Source organism: Clostridium sp. MT-14 (assembly GCF_042436595.1).
Lineage (GTDB): Bacteria > Bacillota > Clostridia > Clostridiales > Clostridiaceae > Clostridium_B > Clostridium_B aromativorans.
This window is the reverse complement of the sequence record NZ_JBHMIY010000001.1, coordinates 13,951-30,968: the sequence shown is the minus strand read 5'-3', so window position 1 is coordinate 30,968 and position 17,018 is coordinate 13,951. Positions and strand designations below refer to the sequence as shown.

Below are 17,018 nucleotides of genomic sequence, written 5' to 3'. Positions count from 1 at the left end.
GACTTGTTAATTCATGTGAATTTAAAGAAATCACTTGATTTTTACAATATGGATTATGAGGGTATGTAGATGGATATAATAAGGAGCAAAGACAATCTACAAATAAAACAGGCTAGAAAATTGAAGGAAAAAAAATATAGAGTTGAAAATGGAAAGTTCTTGATAGAAGGCCTGAGATTCGTAATGGAGGCTGTGAATTCCGATTTTGCAATAACTGATATTTTTTTAACATGTGATTTTTATGATATATGGGAAAGAAATTTAATGAAAGAAAAAATTAAAAATATGCCTTCTGTATATATTGTGACTGATGAAGTATTAAAGAGTATAAGCACTACAGAAAATCCTCAGGGCATAGTTGCAGTAGTGAAAAACACCAAGTTAAGATATAAAAAAGATATGGAAGGATTTTATGTATTGGCGGACAGAATACAGGATCCTGGGAATATGGGCACTATAATACGGAGCTCTTATGCTGCTGGGGCTTTAGGAGTTATACTCACAAAAGGAACAGTGGATGTATATAATGAAAAAACTTTAAGATCTACTATGGGTTCAATTTTTCATGTACCGGTAATTCAAGATGAGCAACTTGATAAGATAAAAGTTTTGAAAGAAAATGGATTTAAACTCATAGCCAGTTTGTTGGATGCTGAAACTAATTTTTATGATGTAAGCTTAAATCGAAAAATTATATTTGCAGTGGGAAATGAGGCAAATGGGCTGAGTGAAGATATAGAACAAATTGCAGATATAAAAGCAAGAATCCCAATGCCGGGTGGAGCTGAATCTTTAAATGCAGCTGTATCAGCATCTATAATGATGTTTGAATTGGTTAGGCAGAATTTAAAAAATTAATATTGACAACAGGGAAAACTATATGTAATATTTAAAAGTATAGATAACAAAAAATTTATAGTATTATACTGTGAAGGAGAAAGTAGGTATATCAGTATTTTCTAGAGAAAAAAAGTCAAGGCTGAAAGCTTTTTTAAAATACTATATATTGAAGTTCGCTCTGGAGTACTACCTGTGAAATTGTAATTAGCAGTTAGCGGTAATGCCGATAAATTTTCAAAGAGAATATTATTTAAATGATATTAATTTGGGTGGTAACGCGGAATTAGGAATTCGTCCCTTTAAGGGACGAATTTTTTATATTTAGATTTAAAAATTGAATTTTATTTGGAAGGGAGAGAATTTGGCATGATAAAAGAAAAATTAGAGAAAATTAAAGAAAGTGCACTTGAAGAATTGCAGAATAAAAAAAATAATTTAAGTGTAGAGGATATAAGAGTTAAGTATTTGGGGAAAAAAGGCGAATTGACTAAAATACTTAGGGGAATGAAAAGTCTTTCTCCAGAGGAAAGGCCTGTAGTGGGGAAATTAGCCAATGAGATCAGGACACTTTTGGAAAACTCTATAGAAGAGACATCAAAGAAGATGAAGGCACTTAAAACGAAGGAAAAACTCAGAAGTGAAACGATTGATATAACTATGCCTGGCGTTAAGCAAAATATTGGAAGAAGTCATCCGCTGGAACAGATTTTAGAAGACATGAAAGAGATATTTATTTCCATGGGATTTACTATAGAAGAGGGACCTGAAATCGAAAAGGATTATTATAATTTTGAAGCATTAAATATACCTAAGAATCACCCGGCAAGAGGAGAACAGGATACATTTTATATAAATGACAATGTAGTGCTGAGGACCCAGACATCTCCAATACAGGTAAGGACTATGGAAAAGCAAAAACCTCCAATAAAGATGATATCTCCGGGGAAGGTATACCGTGCAGATTCAGTAGATGCCACTCATTCACCTATATTTTACCAGATGGAAGGCCTTGTAGTGGATAAGGGCATAACTTTTGCAAATTTGAAGGGAACTCTTGAACTGTTTGCTAAAAGAATGTTTGGAGAGGGCGTCAAGACAAAATTTAGGCCGCATCATTTTCCTTTTACAGAACCCTCTGCAGAAATGGATGCTACCTGTTTTGTGTGTAACGGCAAGGGCTGCAGAGTGTGTAAGGGAGAGGGATGGATAGAGCTTCTGGGATGCGGTATGGTCCATCCTCAGGTGCTTAGGAATTGTGGTATAGATCCTGAAGTTTACAGTGGATTTGCTTTTGGAATGGGTGTAGATAGAATGGTTATGATGAAATACGGCATAGATGATATAAGAAATATGTATGAAAGTGATATGAGATTTTTAAACCAGTTTTAGCTTAAATAAATAGAATAACTGTAATTTAATTGATAATTTGAATTAAACAAAGAAAGGGGATTTTTTTATGAAGGTACCTGTAAATTGGTTAAAGGATTATGTGAAGATAGATATTACAGGCAAGGAATTGGGAGATAAATTGACTTTAAGTGGTTCAAAGGTGGAAGAAGTGATTACAACTGGAGATGAAATTCAAAATGTAGTTACGGGAAAGATAGTAAAGATAGAGGAACATCCACATGCAGATAAATTGGTAGTATGCCAGGTAGATATAGGAAAAGATGAACTGCTTCAAATTATAACGGCTGCCACTAATATGAAGGAAGATGATATAGTTCCTGTTGCACTTCATGGTTCTGTAATTCACGGAGGAGTGAAGATAAAAAAGGGAAAATTGAGAGGAATCATGTCAAACGGGATGTTTTGTTCTGAAGAGGAACTGGGAATAGCCGGTGATAAACCTGTACATGGACTTATGATTTTGCCTGTAGATACACCTATTGGTGAGGATATAAAAGATGCGCTCAATATGACCAGCAGTATATTGGATTTTGAGATAACTTCCAATAGACCTGATTGCTTGAGTATTATAGGGATGGCAAGAGAAACTGCGGCAACTTTAAATGAAAGTTATAAAATGCCTGCATTGGAATATGAGATTTCCTCAAGTAAATACATAAACGATGGTTTAAAGGTTGAAGTAAGGGATAAGCTTTGCAGAAGGTATATGGCTAGGGGTGTAGAAAATGTAAAGATAGAAGAGTCTCCTGGATGGATGCAGGAAAGGCTTTTGGATGCAGGAGTAAGACCTATAAATAATATAGTGGATATAACCAATTTTGTAATGCTTGAAACAGGTCAGCCAATGCATGCTTATGACACGAGATATATACAGTCAAACAATATAATAGTGGAAAGGGCAGAAAATAGAGAGAAGTTTGTTACTCTGGATAATGAAGAAAGATTGTTGGATAAAAATGTACTTACTATAAGGGATGGAGATAGAGCTATAGGTATTGCAGGAATAATGGGAGGTCTTAATTCGGAAATCAGGGAAGATACCTCATCAATAGTATTTGAGAGTGCTAATTTTGATGGAACTAATATAAGGATTTCTTCTCAAAAATTAGGTCTTAGAACAGAAGCTTCAGCTAGATTTGAAAAAGATCTAGATCCTAATTTATGTGAGATGGCTGTGGACAGAGCCTGTTATTTAATAGAAAAATTAAATGCAGGAGAGGTCATGAAAGGTACCATAGACATATACAATGAAAAGATTGAACCCGGTAGTTTGCAGGTGAATTATAATTGGATAAATAATTTCTTGGGTACGAAAATACCTCAAGATGAAATGGCTGAGTGTCTAAATAGACTGGAACTAAATACTAAAATAGAAGGCGAAGATCTAAAAATAGATGTACCTACTTTTAGAAGCAGAGATATAAAAATAAAGGAAGATATTGCTGAAGAAGTAGCCCGAATATATGGTTATGACAATGTACCTTCTACCATAATAAAAAGTGTAAGTACCAGAGGTGGAAAAAATACCAAACAGAAATTGGACGATGAAGTGCTGAGGGCACTTACTTCCAGCGGTCTAAATCAGTCTATAAGCTATTCTTTTATCAGCAGAAAAGTATTTGACAGAATACTTTTACCAAAGAATAGTGTTCTTAGAAATGCTGTGGTTATAAAAAACCCTCTAGGAGAAGATTATAGTATAATGAGAACTACTACAATACCCTCCATGATGGAATCTTTAAGCAGAAATTATTCTAGGAAAAATGAACTGGCCAGGTTATTTGAAATAGGTAAAGTATATATACCAAATAAGGATGTGAATAAACTGCCTCAGGAAAAAAATATTGTGACTATTGGCATTTATGGCAAAGTAAATTATTTTGATTTAAAAGGTATAGTGGAAAATATATTAGAAGTGTTGAAAATAGAAAGGTTTTCTTTTGAAAGGGAAAGCGGTAATCCAAGTTTTCACCCGGGAAAGACAGCATCCCTATATATAAAAAAGGATTTTATAGGTGTACTGGGAGAGATTCACCCTAATGTATTAGATAATTATGGAGTTGACGAAAAGTGTTATATAGCAGAATTGGATTTGGATGTGCTTTATAAATATGCCAATTGGAATAAAGAGTATAAGCCACTTCCTAAATTTCCTGCAGTTACGAGGGATTTGGCAATACTGGTGGATGAAGATGTCCTGGTAAAAGAAATAGAAGATGTTATAAAGGAACAAGGAGGAAATATGGTGGAAAGGGCGAAATTTTTCGATGTTTACAGAGGCAAGCAGGTGGCAGAGGGAAAAAAGAGTGTAGCTTACTCTATATCCTACAGGCTTGAGAATAGAACACTTACAGATGAAGAAGTAAATAAAGTTCATGATAGAATATTAAAAGCGTTGGAACATAAGTTTGGAGCACAACTTAGATAAGTAAAATCAAAATTTAATTAAGTTAGATGGTAAGTTAATACCTACTATCTAACTTAATTTTATTATTTGTTATTTGAATCTTAGAATCACTTGATAACTATTTAAACTTAAATATAATATTTAATATATACAGTATTTGTGATAAAATATTCTTATAGGGAATTGTGAAAACAGGATGGATATCTGAGAGGGTGTTTGAATGAACGTAGTGACAGTGTTTATAAATGGAATTGAATACAATTTAAAAGGTGACGAGCAGGAAGAGTATCTACATAAGGTAGCCAGTTATGTAGATAAAAAGGTAAAAAATATATTAGAAAATAATAGTAAATTAAGCACTTCCTCAGCGGCTATTTTGTCTGCACTTAATGTGGCAGATGATATGCTAAAGGTGCAGAATAATAATGATGAATTGTCAAAGCAGGTAAGAGAATTAAAAAAAGTTGAAAAGGTTTATGAGGATCAGATTAATTCTTTAAAAAAACAGCTTAAATATACAGAAGAACTCAATGGAGAATTTAAAGAAAAATTGAAAAAAGCTGAAAGTGATGATCAATTAAAGGAGAAAGATAAGCAAATTGAAAAGCTTAAAGAGGAAATAGAAATTATAAAGGAAACAACTCAGAAATATATAAAGGAAAACACAAAGATTATAGAAGAAAATAAAGAATTAAAATTTCAAGTTCAATCCGGAAAATATAAGATAATAGATCTTCAACATAAATTGATAGAAAACCAAATAAATTTGGCAAAAGAAAAAAAGCAGAAAAATCCTCTTTTAAATAGAGGATCAAGATGAAATTCGAACTGATGATGATGTTAGTTCGAATTTTTTTATGAATAAAATTTCGACATATCCAGGGATCACTTAATTAATAACTAAATTTAAATATGTGCATATAATGAGTTGGGAGAGAACTTTTTTGCTATTGTCTGGAGGATTTATTATGAGGGTTTTATTTTGTATAAGGGGAGACTGCTTTAAAAATTTTGCAGGAGATTCAATGCAGCTTGTGAAAACGGCTCAATATTTAAGAGAGAAAAAAGTGAAGGTAGATATAAATACAGGATTGGTACAGGATTATTCTCCCTATGATATAATACATCTGTTTAATTTGACTAGAGTTGAAGAGACCTATAAATATTACAAAAAAGCTAAAGAATACAAAAAAGCTATAGTATTATCGCCTATATATTGGAACTTAAAGAGATACTATAATTATGTGAGAGATAATAAAAATTTGTTGTTGTGGGATAAACTGAATATGTGCAGGAAAGAAATATTGAGAGGGTGTAGATTAATATATCCTAACAGTGAATTAGAGAATATTCAAATACAAAATGATTTTCATATAAATGTCCCCTACAAGGTAATTTATAATGGTGTGGAAGTAGAACATAGAGCTTTATACAATTTTAAGGAAACATATGGGCTGAAAGATTATGTACTTTGTGTGGCAAGGGTATGCAGCAGAAAGAATCAACTTGCCTTAAGTAGAGTATGCAGTGAATTGGGGCTGCAATTAGTGCTTATAGGAAGTATAAATGATATAGATTATTTTAACAAATGTATGTCCTATGATAATGTAAGATATCTGGGATTTATGGATGATTATAATTTATATAATGCTTATAGAAATGCAAAAATTCATGTAATGCCAAGTTTCGTAGAAACACCAGGTTTATCGTCTTTAGAAGCAGCTGCCAGTGGCTGCAATATAGTTTCAACTGCAGAGGGAAGTACAAGGGAATATTTTAAAGATATGTGTATTTACTGCAGTCCTTATAATGAATACAGTATAAAAACTGCTATAAGTACGTGCATTGAAATAAAAAACCATAAAGACCTAAAGGATCATATAATTAAAAATTACAACTGGAAAAAATGTATAAACCCATTATTTGAAAGTTATAGACATATTCTAAATCAGTATAGAATAGGGGGATCATAATTGGCTACTTTTATTCAAATGCCTACAGTGGCTTATAATAGAATGTACCAGAGGCCTCAACAGATAATGAGAAAATTAAGTGAGATGGGATATACCGTGTATTATATAGATAATGTAAATGGGGAATATTTTATAAAAATAAACAGAAATTTATATGAAGTTGGAGCAAATTATAAAATTGAAATTAAAAAATTGAGCAGACCTATAATATTATGGTGCTCTTCTCCAGCACAAATAGTCAGAATAAATAATATAGATCATGATTATATAGTATATGATGTAGTAGACGACAGTTCTCATGAATTTAAAATTTGGAATCAATATGTAGAAGACATGTTAAGTGCAGCAGATATAGTATTTGTAACATCAGACAGGCTTTATGAAAAGTTTTTTTTAAGGCACAATAGGGTCTATATAGTTAAGAATGGAGTGGATGCAGGTAAATTTTCTTTAAATAAAAATATAATTCCGAAAGATATTCCTAAAAATAGAAAAGTTGTGGGATATGTAGGAGCTATAGCTCCATGGATAGATTGGGATCTGGTGAAGTATATATCAAACAGTAGCTATGATTTTGTGTTTGTAGGATCTAGATGCGGTAAGGTAGATATAAATCTAAACAGTAATGTATATTTTTTGGGAGAAAAAAGATATACAGAACTTCCCTGCTATATTAATAATTTTAATTGTTGTATCATACCATTTAAGGTAAATGAAATGACGAATTGCTGTAATCCCATAAAATTATACGAATATATGTCTTTGGGGAAACCGGTAGTCAGCACCGCTATAGAAGAAGTTGTGAAAATGAAAAGTAACTGTTATATATCAAAGGATAAGCAGGATTTTATGGAAAATATAACAAAATCAATTCACGAAGACAAAAAGAGTTTATCTATTTTAAGAAGAAAATTTGCATTAGATAACAGCTGGGATAAAAGAATGTCCATTATAATTGAAAAATTAAAATTAAATGGTATATTGTAGTGCTGTTTAAAATTATTTACAGATTATAAAAGGTGAGAATATGAATAAAAATTTTAATGATAAAACTAAATTGACAGTCCATAGAAAAGAGCTAAAAGACAAATTAAAAATTCTTATAGAAGGAAGTAATTTAGATGAAGTCTGTAATATGCTCTATGAAGGACTGAAGGTTGATCCGCTAAATGTGAATTTGCTATATGTTTTGGCCAATTTATATGAAATTCAAAATGAATATATAAATGCATATGTCTTGTACAAAAAAATAAGTTGTATTTCCAGGGATAAGATGATGGAAATGGTTAAATATAAGATTTCCAGATGTGAAGATATAGAAAAAATAAAGAAATATAATAGAAGGAAAAAAGTTTTAATTATTGCATATATATTTCCCCCAATAGGAGGATCAGGAGTTCAAAGAACTTTAAAATTTGTGAAGTATTTGAGAGAATTTAATTATGAGCCGGTAATTGTTACGGTTTTGAATTGGAAATTTACACCTGAAGATCATACTCTGCTTTGTGAAATTCCAAAAGATATCCAAGTTATCAGAATAGAGGAAACAGATATAGATAATAAATATTATAAGGATTTTGTTGATTTATATGGAGGAATCGTAAAGGACGATTATTTGACAAGGCAGTATGAAATAGAGTTATTGAAACTACAAAATAATTTTAAAAATCTAATTTTTGTTACTGATATAAATGTTACCTGGGCTGTTGAGGTTATGGATAAAATAGGAGATATTATTGATTTTGATGATATAGATTTGGTTTATTCGACTTCTGGACCTTATTCTGATCATATAATAGGATATTATTTAAAAGAAAAGTATAAAAAACCTTGGATAGCTGATTTTAGAGATGAATGGACAAATAATCCTTATTTTGATTTAGATAAGCAATCTATATTATATAAAATGCAGAGAAAGATGGAAAATAATATATTGAGATGTTCAGATAAGATATTAACTGTAAGTGAAATATCAAGGGGAAATTATATAAATGAATTCAATTTAGCTGAAAGCAAGGTAAAAACCATTACCAATGGGTATGATGAAGATGATTTTAAGAGCATAAGAGAAAATAAAAATAGAAATGACAAATTTACAGTAATTTTTAATGGCTCTCTTTATCTTGAAATAAATCCATATTACTTTATAATTGCTGTAAATCAATTAATACAGGAGAAAAAAATTCATAGAAAAAAAATAAGTATAGAATTTGTCGGGAAAATTGAAGAAGATATTTTAGATAAAATTATTAAATTGGATATATATAAAGTTATAGAAGTAAAAAGTTACATGACTCATGTAGATAGCTTGAGAAATGCCAGCAGGGCGGATTTGCTCTTGCTGATAATTGGAAGTGATGTGAGGGTAAAATCCGTGTATACAGGCAAGATTTTTGAGTATTTGAGATTATGTAGACAAGTTATATCTCTGTCACCTAAGGGCAGCTTAGTGGAAAAATTGATTCTTAAAACACATAGGGGCAAAAATTTTGAAATAGATGATGTAGATGGCATAAAAGATCATACATTGAAAGTCTATAAAAATTGGGAAAATAATTATAAAGACCATTTTGAAATAAATAGTGAAATTGAAAAGTATGAAAGAAAACACCTCACGGAAAGCCTGGCCAATGTATTTGATGGGGTAATTTCTAATTTTCACGGGGATGATTTTGATTTTAAGGAAAAGCAGAGCCAGTTTTATAATACTGTATACAAAAGCGGCGGATGGAATGAAACCTATTTAAAGCATTATAGTGAAACTCATTATTTTCCTGTTTGGAGTAAGAGCATAGAAATTATTAAAGGTATAGATAGTATTAGTATCCTAGATATAGGCTGTGGAGTCGGTCAATTTGCCAATTTTGTATTTGATAATGGTATAACCAGTTACAGGGGGATAGATTTCAGTGAAAGGGCAATTAGAATAGCTAAAATAAGAAATGATAAATACAGGAATTTGTTTAAAGTGGACAATGCCTATACATCCGACATAATGGACGATGAGTATAACACGGTTGTTTTGTTTGAAGTCTTGGAGCATTTGAATGGAGATCTGAAGTTAATAGGTAGAATTAAAGGTGGCTCGAATATTATATTTTCTGTACCTAATTTTTATTCTGAAGGTCATGTTAGATGGTTCAATTCCAAAATTGATATTTTAAAAAGATATAATTCTATTGTAAATATTCACGATATTTATGTTTTTAATATGGGAGAAAATAATAAAATTTATTTGGTGTGGGGAGTCAAAAGTAGAAACTGAAGTCAAAAATATTAAAATTCAAATGGGTTTTCAGCTATTGCTGAAAACCCATCATTATATAACCAAAGTTACAGCAGTAAAATTTAATGTCATGCTTATATTCTTGTCAATAAAAAAGCTGCACGAGTTTATATAGACAGTTTAAGATATTTTAGGACATCCTGCAAAAATGTTCTAATGCTTTTGCAAATTGTGATATGGTTTTCTCAGCATCTCCATGTTGAATTCCATCCCTGACGCAGTGGTTTAAATGACCTTCCAAAACTATTTGCCCCACTTTGTGCATTGCACTTTTAGCTGCATTGATCTGTATTAAAATATCTTCACAGGGAATATCTTCATCAATCATTTTATCAATAGCATTTATCTGTCCTATGATTTTTTTAATACGTCTATGTAAATTGTCAGAATCCATGCACTGTTTCATAACAGTATCCTCTTTTCTAATTTATATTTTTATATTAAGATCAACTTTGTAAAATGAAATTGTTTAGCACAAATATAAAGGCCAACGAATCTGTTTTTATGCCTTTATTACAATATAGTAATTAATTATGTACATGTCAAGAATATCGCTGAAAGAGGATATTTTTGACATGTTATTTTTTATTTAACTTTGAAAAAGAGATAAATTATATATTCATATTCTGAAAATATTTTTTGTTAAAAAGTATATGCTTGTCATTAGGTCTGAATTTACTGGCCATTTCATTATGATAGTAAGCTAATTTGTGATTACCGAGTTTATCGTAGCAGACACACAGTTGAAGATGAGGGAGCCAGGTCCAGCAAGCTTCATTAAAAAACCCTAGACTGTTCTTAGGCTTTTCTAATTTCAAAGCTGTTTCATACCAGAATATAGCCTGATATAGTTTGTTTTCATTTAGAAATGAAAATCCAATTCTACAGCATCCTTCGGCTCTAGGATTACCGTATTCAAAGCTTTTGAATATATACTTTCTAGATTCTTCAGGTTTATTTATTGATAAATAGTAATCACATATATTATTGCACACTCTAATTTTATCTTCTGACCATCCTTCATTTGATTCTAGAAATTTAGAATAATACTGAATAGCCTCGATATATCTTTTATGCTCATAAAGCTCATTTCCGTAATAGAGAATATCTCTTAAAGAAAAATGAACTCCTTCTTTTAGTTTAGTTTCATATATTTCAATGTTACGATTTGGCTTATAATTTACTTTTTTATGTGTTATACTAATATCAGAATTAAATATATTACCATATACTTCTAGATATTCATGGACAAAACCTATCCATTTAAAATTTCGGGAAGCTTTGACTAATCTATTACGTCTGTAGCTCAAAGTAATATTATCATATTCGTCGAATCCAACATTATAATTCATAGTTACAGAATCTAAGGAAATATCGAAGGATTTCTTCATAACTTCAAATTTTTTTATATCATCGGAAAGTAGGATATCATCTGCATCAAGCCACAATATATAATCTTTGGTTGCTTTACTGAAAGAGAAATTTCTTGCTGCTGAAAAGTCATCTATCCATTTGAAATCATATATTTTATCAGTAAATTTTCTACATATATTCTTTGTATTATCAGAAGAACCAGTATCAACTATTATAACTTCATCGACTATATTTTTAATTGATGACAAACAGCGTTCTATTGTAGCACTTTCATTTTTTACTATCATACACAGGCTTATGCTTATGGAATGTTTCAATATATCATCTCCATTCTTATATTTAAACATTGAATTTAGTTGATTTTAAAGTCTATCCTAAAATTACTATTATTTGATATTTGAACTCTGATATTTGAATATGCACTTGGATAAAATAATTCTTAAGTTCATAGAAGTCAAATCTGCTTATAAAAAAATTTTTTTCAAAGATCTAAGAATCATTTGATGATATAAAACTAAGTAATTACTGGGTTTAGACAAATTTTAAAAAGGAGTGTTACAAAATTATTTAAAAATGATTTTGTAACACTCATATTTATTAAAGGACTAAGCTAGTCAATATTGACGCCAGCACTTGCATAACCTGCAATAGTTGTAGCTAAATCAATACCGGATGTGACGTCTGCTGAAAATACCATTAATAAACGAGTCCCCGTAGTTACTTGTATCGACAGACCTGAAATAGAAACGCTGCTGACAGAGCCAATTGAAATTATATTTGTTAATGCTGGAGATAATGTTACAGCAGCACCAGAAACTGGGGTGAAAGTGTTATCGGGTATAGTTGACTGGTATAATTGTGCGGTAATGCTTACGGTTGATCCCATAAGAGTCAATGATGCAGTAGTACTGAAATATGCAGTTATTGAAGTTATAGTACCGGTACGAGGAACAGAAAGTGCCAGGTTAAGCAAAGTTCCCGAAGCACCTGTTAAATCAATAGTACCATTGCTTGCAATATTAACACCAGCAGCTGAATTGCCAAACCCAACTAGGCTTACGGTACCTAATAACCCACCTAAAACAGTAGTTAATGAAGTGGGAACACCTGATGCAAATGGGATTATAGCACCGCCTCCGCCAGTAGCACCGGTCGGCCCCTGAACGCCCTGAATACCTTGAGGTCCAGTAGGTCCTGTTGGGCCTGTTCGTCCCTTCAGACCTTGAACGCCTTGAGGCCCGGCAGCACCTGTTGGTCCCTGAACGCCCTGAATACCTTGAGGTCCAGTAGGTCCCGTTGGCCCGGTCGGTCCAGTAGGTCCCGTCACACCTTGAATACCTTGAGGTCCGGTAGCGCCGGTGGGTCCTTGAACGCCCTGAATACCCTGAACACCTTGAGGCCCGGTTGGCCCTATAGGTCCTTGAACACCTTGAGGTCCGGTTGGTCCAGTTACGCCTTGAATTCCTTGAGGTCCGGTCGGACCAGTTGGTCCTTGAATTCCTTGGATACCTTGAGGTCCAGTAGGTCCTGTTGGGCCTGTTCGTCCCTTCAGACCTTGAACGCCTTGAGGCCCGGTTGGCCCGATAGGTCCTTGAACACCTTGAGGTCCGGTTGGTCCAGTTACGCCTTGAATTCCTTGAGGTCCGGTCGGACCAGTTGGTCCTTGAATTCCTTGGATACCTTGAGGTCCAGTAGGCCCAGTAGGCCCTGTTGGTCCAGTTACGCCTTGAATTCCCTGAAGACCAGTAGCGCCGGTCGGCCCTTGAGTTCCTTGAATACCCTGAGGACAGGTTGGCGCTATAGGTCCTTGAACACCTTGAGGTCCGGTTGGTCCAGTTACGCCTTGAATTCCTTGAGGTCCGGTCGGACCAGTTGGTCCTTGAATTCCTTGGATACCTTGAGGTCCAGTAGGCCCCGTAGGCCCGGTTGGTCCAGTTACGCCTTGAATTCCCTGAGGACCAGTAGTGCCGGTCGGCCCTTGAGTTCCTTGAATACCCTGAGGANCCGGTCGGCCCCTGAACGCCCTGAATACCTTGAGGTCCAGTAGGTCCCGTTGGCCCGGTCGGTCCAGTAGGTCCCGTCACACCTTGAATACCTTGAGGTCCGGTAGCGCCGGTGGGTCCTTGAACGCCCTGAATACCCTGAACACCTTGAGGCCCGGTTGGCCCTATAGGTCCTTGAACACCTTGAGGTCCGGTTGGTCCAGTTACGCCTTGAATTCCCTGAGGACCAGTAGCGCCGGTCGGCCCTTGAGTTCCTTGAATACCCTGAGGACCGGTTGATCCAGTAGGTCCAGTTACACCTTGAATACCTTGAGGACCAGTAGCACCAGTTGACCCAGTAGGTCCCGTCACACCTTGAACACCTTGCGGCCCGGTGGCACCGGTCGGTCCTTGGATTCCTTGAGGACCAGTAGCGCCGGTAGGTCCTTGAACACCTTGTATGCCTTGAGGACCAGTTGGTCCAGTAGCACCAGTTGATCCANGCGCCGGTCGGCCCTTGAGTTCCTTGAATACCCTGAGGACCGGTTGGTCCAGTAGCACCAGTCGGTCCTGTCGGGCCTGTGGCGCCAGTTGGGCATACTGGTGGGCATATGGGATGACAAGGATCATAACAGGGATCATGGCAGTAGTCATCTCTTATTAGTAAATAAGGTGGGTAATTTCCTCTGCTGCTGTCGTAACCTATTATAGTATTAATGATGTCTTCTGAACTAGCTAAGGTTATTCCATTATTTGCAACTGTGTTTTCATACCAATTAAGGACTAAATTTGTGATATCTATTTGTATATAATTGCAAACATCCTCATCTAATATTCTTTTAGTGTATGGGGTCATGGAAATATTAGGTGCATTATTCCAGGTAACTGAACTTTCATTAAAATCACTTAAATTATTATAAACAGTTATCTGTTGATATGGCTGTTGACAATCAGATTGTTCTTTTCGATTTACATAAAGATATAGGGTTGCATTCGCTATTGTGGCTCCAGAAGGTATTGAGCTGGCAATATCGAATTTTAATAGGCTTCTATAATCATCTGGGCATCCATTGTATTGGACATATTCTCCTGTATACAAAACGGATGATGAAACGAAGTTTTGATTTGGAAAGAATTGAGATATATATACATCATCAGTTGGATAAGCCTTGTAAAAAGCCATAAATTTTCCTCCTCACTTTTCGAGTATTATTCTCTTGTACAATAATTTAAAACTGTTTCAATTATAATATATAAATTTTTTGGCGTTTTGTTACATGTTTTAAAATAATATATATTTAAAAAGATAAAATAACCCTGTGATTTTCAATTATATTGGTTTATTATATAATATTGATATGGAGGAGAGAAATCGATGAAAAAGATAGAACTATTGGCTCCAGCAGGAAATTTAGAAAGCATGTATGCGGCAGTTGAATTAGGAGCAGATGCTGTTTATCTTGGGGGAAGTAAATTTTCTGCCAGGGCTTATGCACCTAATTTTGATGATAAGAATATGGAAAATGCAGTGGAATATTGCCATCTCCGCAATGTTAAAATATATGTAACTGTAAATACTATAATAAAGGAAGAAGAATTGAAAAAAGCTTGTAGATATGCAACATTCTTATATGATATTGGAGTAGATGCCCTTATAGTACAGGATATAGGTTTTTCTTCTATTTTGAAAAGGATACTTCCAAATTTTGAATTACATGCATCCACTCAAATGACCATACATAATGGAGAAGCTGCCTTATTTTTAAAAAAAATGGGGTTTAAAAGAATAGTGCTTTCAAGAGAACTTTCACTGAATGAAGTAGAACGTATATCAAGAGATCTAGGTTTAGAAACAGAAGTGTTTGTACATGGTGCATTGTGTGTTTGCTATTCGGGACAGTGTCTTATGAGCAGTATTATCGGAGGTAGGAGTGGTAATAGAGGAAGATGTGCACAGCCCTGCAGGCTGCCCTATGAAATAATAGATGAAAAGGGTAAAAATAGAAAACATGGATATCTTTTAAGTCCTAAAGATATGTGTACCATTGAAAATATAGGAGAAATAATAAAAACCGGTACATCTTCTTTAAAAATTGAGGGCAGGATGAAAAGACCCGAATATGTGGCAGGAGTGGTAAAAGAATATAGAAAAATGATTGATAGTTTTTATGAAAATCCTGAAAAATTAGAAGATATGTCTTATTTGAATTACAGTAAAAGAAATCTTTTGCAATTGTTCAATAGAGAGGGATTTTCGAAAGCCTACTTGTTTGGAAATACTGGGAAAGATATGATGTCCTATGCTTTTCCTAAAAACACTGGCGTAAAAATAGGTACTATTAAAGAGGATAAAAGTATTTCTTTAATGGAGGACATATCTGTAGGTGATGGAGTCCGGATGGGAAATTCAGGATTTGTGATTTCTAAAATATTAAAGGGAAAGAGGGAGGTAATAAAAGCTTGTACAGGAGAAAATGTAAAAATTCTCCCTTCTAATTATAAAGTTGGAAATATTGTGTATAGAACTTCTGATTTTCTTCAGATTAAAAAACTGAGAGAAAATTATAAGGATGGATCTCTGAAAAAAATTAAATTACTTTTAACCGTGAAATTTAAGAGGGGAGAGCCTATTGCACTACATACAGTTTATGATCAACTGGATTTTAGGGTAGAGGGGGAAAAAATTGTAGAGGCATTAAAGCAGCCTTTGAGCAAAGAGAGAATATGTGAAAGTTTAAATAAAACGGGAAAAGAGATGTTTGAATTCAAAAGTATAGAATTTAAATATTTTGAAAATGGATTTTTACCTATATCTGCTTTAAATGAAGTTAGAAGAAAGCTTTTGAAAAAAGTCAGGGAATATATATTGCGTAAAGGTAGAAACGATAATAATTTCAACAATGAAATTCATCATCCGTTTATTATAAAAAGTAAATTTGTTGGAAATGAGCTGCCTCGTAAAATGATATTTGTAAACAACTGTGAACAATTAAAAGCAGTACTGGAATCGGACTTTCAGTATATATGCATAAATCCATTTCAGCGGGAAAAAATTAATAATTTAGAAAGCTTGAAATTCAAAAAAATATATGTCAGAGTACCTAATATAATAAGAGGAGAGTTTAGTTATATAGAGAATTTTATAAATAAAAACTTAAATAAGATTGAAGGTATAGTTACAGCTAACTTAGGCATAATGAGTAAATTTAAAGATAAAATAAGAATTTTAGGGGATTACAAATTAAATATAACCAATAGTTCTGCATTAGATTTTTATGGTAAAATCACAAGTGGAGATTGTCTAAGTGTGGAATTAAATAGAAATGAAATAGAAGATATTATTGGGAAAAGTGATGTCAAAGCACAAGTGCTCGTATACGGCAAAATAGAACTTATGGTAAGTGAATACTGTGTTGTAGGAAGTACTATAGGGAATAAAGGCCGTTTTAAAAATTGCAGTGAACCCTGCAGAAGGGAAGGTTTTTTACTTCTGGACAGAAAGAAAAAAAAGTTTGTGTTGAAAACAGATAAATTTTGTAGAAGTTATATATACAATTCTGTACCTATTAATTTGATATCGAATATGAAGGAGTTGAGAAGTATAGGTATTAATAGCTTCAGAGCAGATTTTATTGATGAAGATTATAATGAGGTTAAAAGTATATTGTCATGTTTTCAAAAAGAAATGTTTAAGGGTGATTTTAGCAAGTTTACACGGGGTCATTATAAAAATGGTGTAGAATAAA

General features: G+C 33.4%; 12 protein-coding genes and 1 other annotated feature. Of the genes, 8 read left to right on the top strand and 4 right to left on the bottom strand.

What is annotated here, in order from left to right:
* Positions 1-69: 69 nt before the first annotated feature.
* From ACFHWD_RS00110 to ACFHWD_RS00080, 7 genes are all read left to right on the top strand, one after another.
* The gene (locus ACFHWD_RS00110; protein ID WP_150356207.1) at positions 70-858 is read left to right on the top strand and encodes an RNA methyltransferase; all 789 of its coding nucleotides are present in this window, start codon (positions 70-72) and stop codon (positions 856-858) included.
* Positions 859-919: 61 nt separating this feature from the next.
* Positions 920-1,142, top strand: a binding site (T-box leader).
* Between the two features lie 64 nt (positions 1,143-1,206).
* Positions 1,207-2,229, top strand: a complete 1,023-nt coding sequence (gene pheS / locus ACFHWD_RS00105) for a phenylalanine--tRNA ligase subunit alpha (RefSeq protein WP_378059728.1) — start codon at positions 1,207-1,209, stop codon at positions 2,227-2,229.
* A 67-nt stretch (positions 2,230-2,296) separates the two neighbouring features.
* Positions 2,297-4,678, top strand: coding sequence for a phenylalanine--tRNA ligase subunit beta (pheT, locus tag ACFHWD_RS00100; protein WP_378059726.1), 2,382 nt, complete (start codon positions 2,297-2,299; stop codon positions 4,676-4,678).
* Positions 4,679-4,877: 199 nt separating this feature from the next.
* Entirely contained in the window at positions 4,878-5,477 is a 600-nt protein-coding gene (gene zapA / locus ACFHWD_RS00095) for a cell division protein ZapA (RefSeq protein WP_150356205.1), read from the top strand.
* Positions 5,478-5,625: 148 nt separating this feature from the next.
* A complete protein-coding gene (locus ACFHWD_RS00090; RefSeq protein ID WP_150356204.1) occupies positions 5,626-6,630 on the top strand; it encodes a glycosyltransferase in 1,005 nt (334 codons plus the stop codon).
* Positions 6,631-7,617 carry a glycosyltransferase gene (locus ACFHWD_RS00085; RefSeq protein ID WP_150356203.1) on the top strand — a complete coding sequence of 329 codons (987 nt, stop codon included), beginning with the start codon at positions 6,631-6,633 and terminating at the stop codon, positions 7,615-7,617.
* A gap of 40 nt (positions 7,618-7,657) precedes the next feature.
* Positions 7,658-9,895 (top strand): methyltransferase domain-containing protein, encoded by a 2,238-nt coding sequence (locus ACFHWD_RS00080; RefSeq protein ID WP_150356202.1) that lies wholly within the window; start codon positions 7,658-7,660, stop codon positions 9,893-9,895.
* Between the two features lie 151 nt (positions 9,896-10,046).
* Here ACFHWD_RS00080 and ACFHWD_RS00075 read toward each other — a convergent pair whose 3' ends face one another.
* The 4 genes from ACFHWD_RS00075 to ACFHWD_RS00060 all read right to left on the bottom strand — a co-directional run bounded on the left by ACFHWD_RS00075 (position 10,047) and on the right by ACFHWD_RS00060 (position 14,455).
* Complete coding sequence (locus ACFHWD_RS00075; protein ID WP_150356201.1) at positions 10,047-10,322, bottom strand: metal-sensing transcriptional repressor; 276 nt, start codon at positions 10,320-10,322, stop codon at positions 10,047-10,049.
* Positions 10,323-10,527: 205 nt separating this feature from the next.
* The gene (locus ACFHWD_RS00070; protein ID WP_229980738.1) at positions 10,528-11,577 is read right to left on the bottom strand and encodes a glycosyltransferase family 2 protein; all 1,050 of its coding nucleotides are present in this window, start codon (positions 11,575-11,577) and stop codon (positions 10,528-10,530) included.
* 323 nt (positions 11,578-11,900) lie between these two features.
* Positions 11,901-12,617 (bottom strand): exosporium glycoprotein BclB-related protein, encoded by a 717-nt coding sequence (locus ACFHWD_RS00065; protein WP_378059722.1) that lies wholly within the window; start codon positions 12,615-12,617, stop codon positions 11,901-11,903.
* A 608-nt stretch (positions 12,618-13,225) separates the two neighbouring features.
* The gene (locus tag ACFHWD_RS00060) at positions 13,226-14,455 is read right to left on the bottom strand and encodes a DNRLRE domain-containing protein (protein WP_378059720.1); all 1,230 of its coding nucleotides are present in this window, start codon (positions 14,453-14,455) and stop codon (positions 13,226-13,228) included.
* 192 nt (positions 14,456-14,647) lie between these two features.
* On the opposite strand from ACFHWD_RS00060, the gene ACFHWD_RS00055 reads away from it, so the two are divergent.
* Positions 14,648-17,017, top strand: coding sequence for a DUF3656 domain-containing protein (locus ACFHWD_RS00055; RefSeq protein ID WP_378059718.1), 2,370 nt, complete (start codon positions 14,648-14,650; stop codon positions 17,015-17,017).
* Position 17,018: the final 1 nt, after the last annotated feature.

Excerpts from the sequence above, each read along its gene's own strand:
- zapA (WP_150356205.1), top strand. The coding sequence starts at position 4,878 with ATGAACGTAGTGACAGTGTTTATAAATGGAATTGAATACAATTTAAAA.
- ACFHWD_RS00055 (WP_378059718.1), top strand. The coding sequence starts at position 14,648 with ATGAAAAAGATAGAACTATTGGCTCCAGCAGGAAATTTAGAAAGCATG.
- pheS (WP_378059728.1), top strand. The coding sequence starts at position 1,207 with ATGATAAAAGAAAAATTAGAGAAAATTAAAGAAAGTGCACTTGAAGAA.
- pheT (WP_378059726.1), top strand. The coding sequence starts at position 2,297 with ATGAAGGTACCTGTAAATTGGTTAAAGGATTATGTGAAGATAGATATT.
- ACFHWD_RS00110 (WP_150356207.1), top strand. The coding sequence starts at position 70 with ATGGATATAATAAGGAGCAAAGACAATCTACAAATAAAACAGGCTAGA.
- ACFHWD_RS00080 (WP_150356202.1), top strand. The coding sequence starts at position 7,658 with ATGAATAAAAATTTTAATGATAAAACTAAATTGACAGTCCATAGAAAA.
- ACFHWD_RS00070 (WP_229980738.1), bottom strand. The coding sequence starts at position 11,577 with ATGATAGTAAAAAATGAAAGTGCTACAATAGAACGCTGTTTGTCATCA.
- ACFHWD_RS00075 (WP_150356201.1), bottom strand. The coding sequence starts at position 10,322 with ATGAAACAGTGCATGGATTCTGACAATTTACATAGACGTATTAAAAAA.
- ACFHWD_RS00090 (WP_150356204.1), top strand. The coding sequence starts at position 5,626 with ATGAGGGTTTTATTTTGTATAAGGGGAGACTGCTTTAAAAATTTTGCA.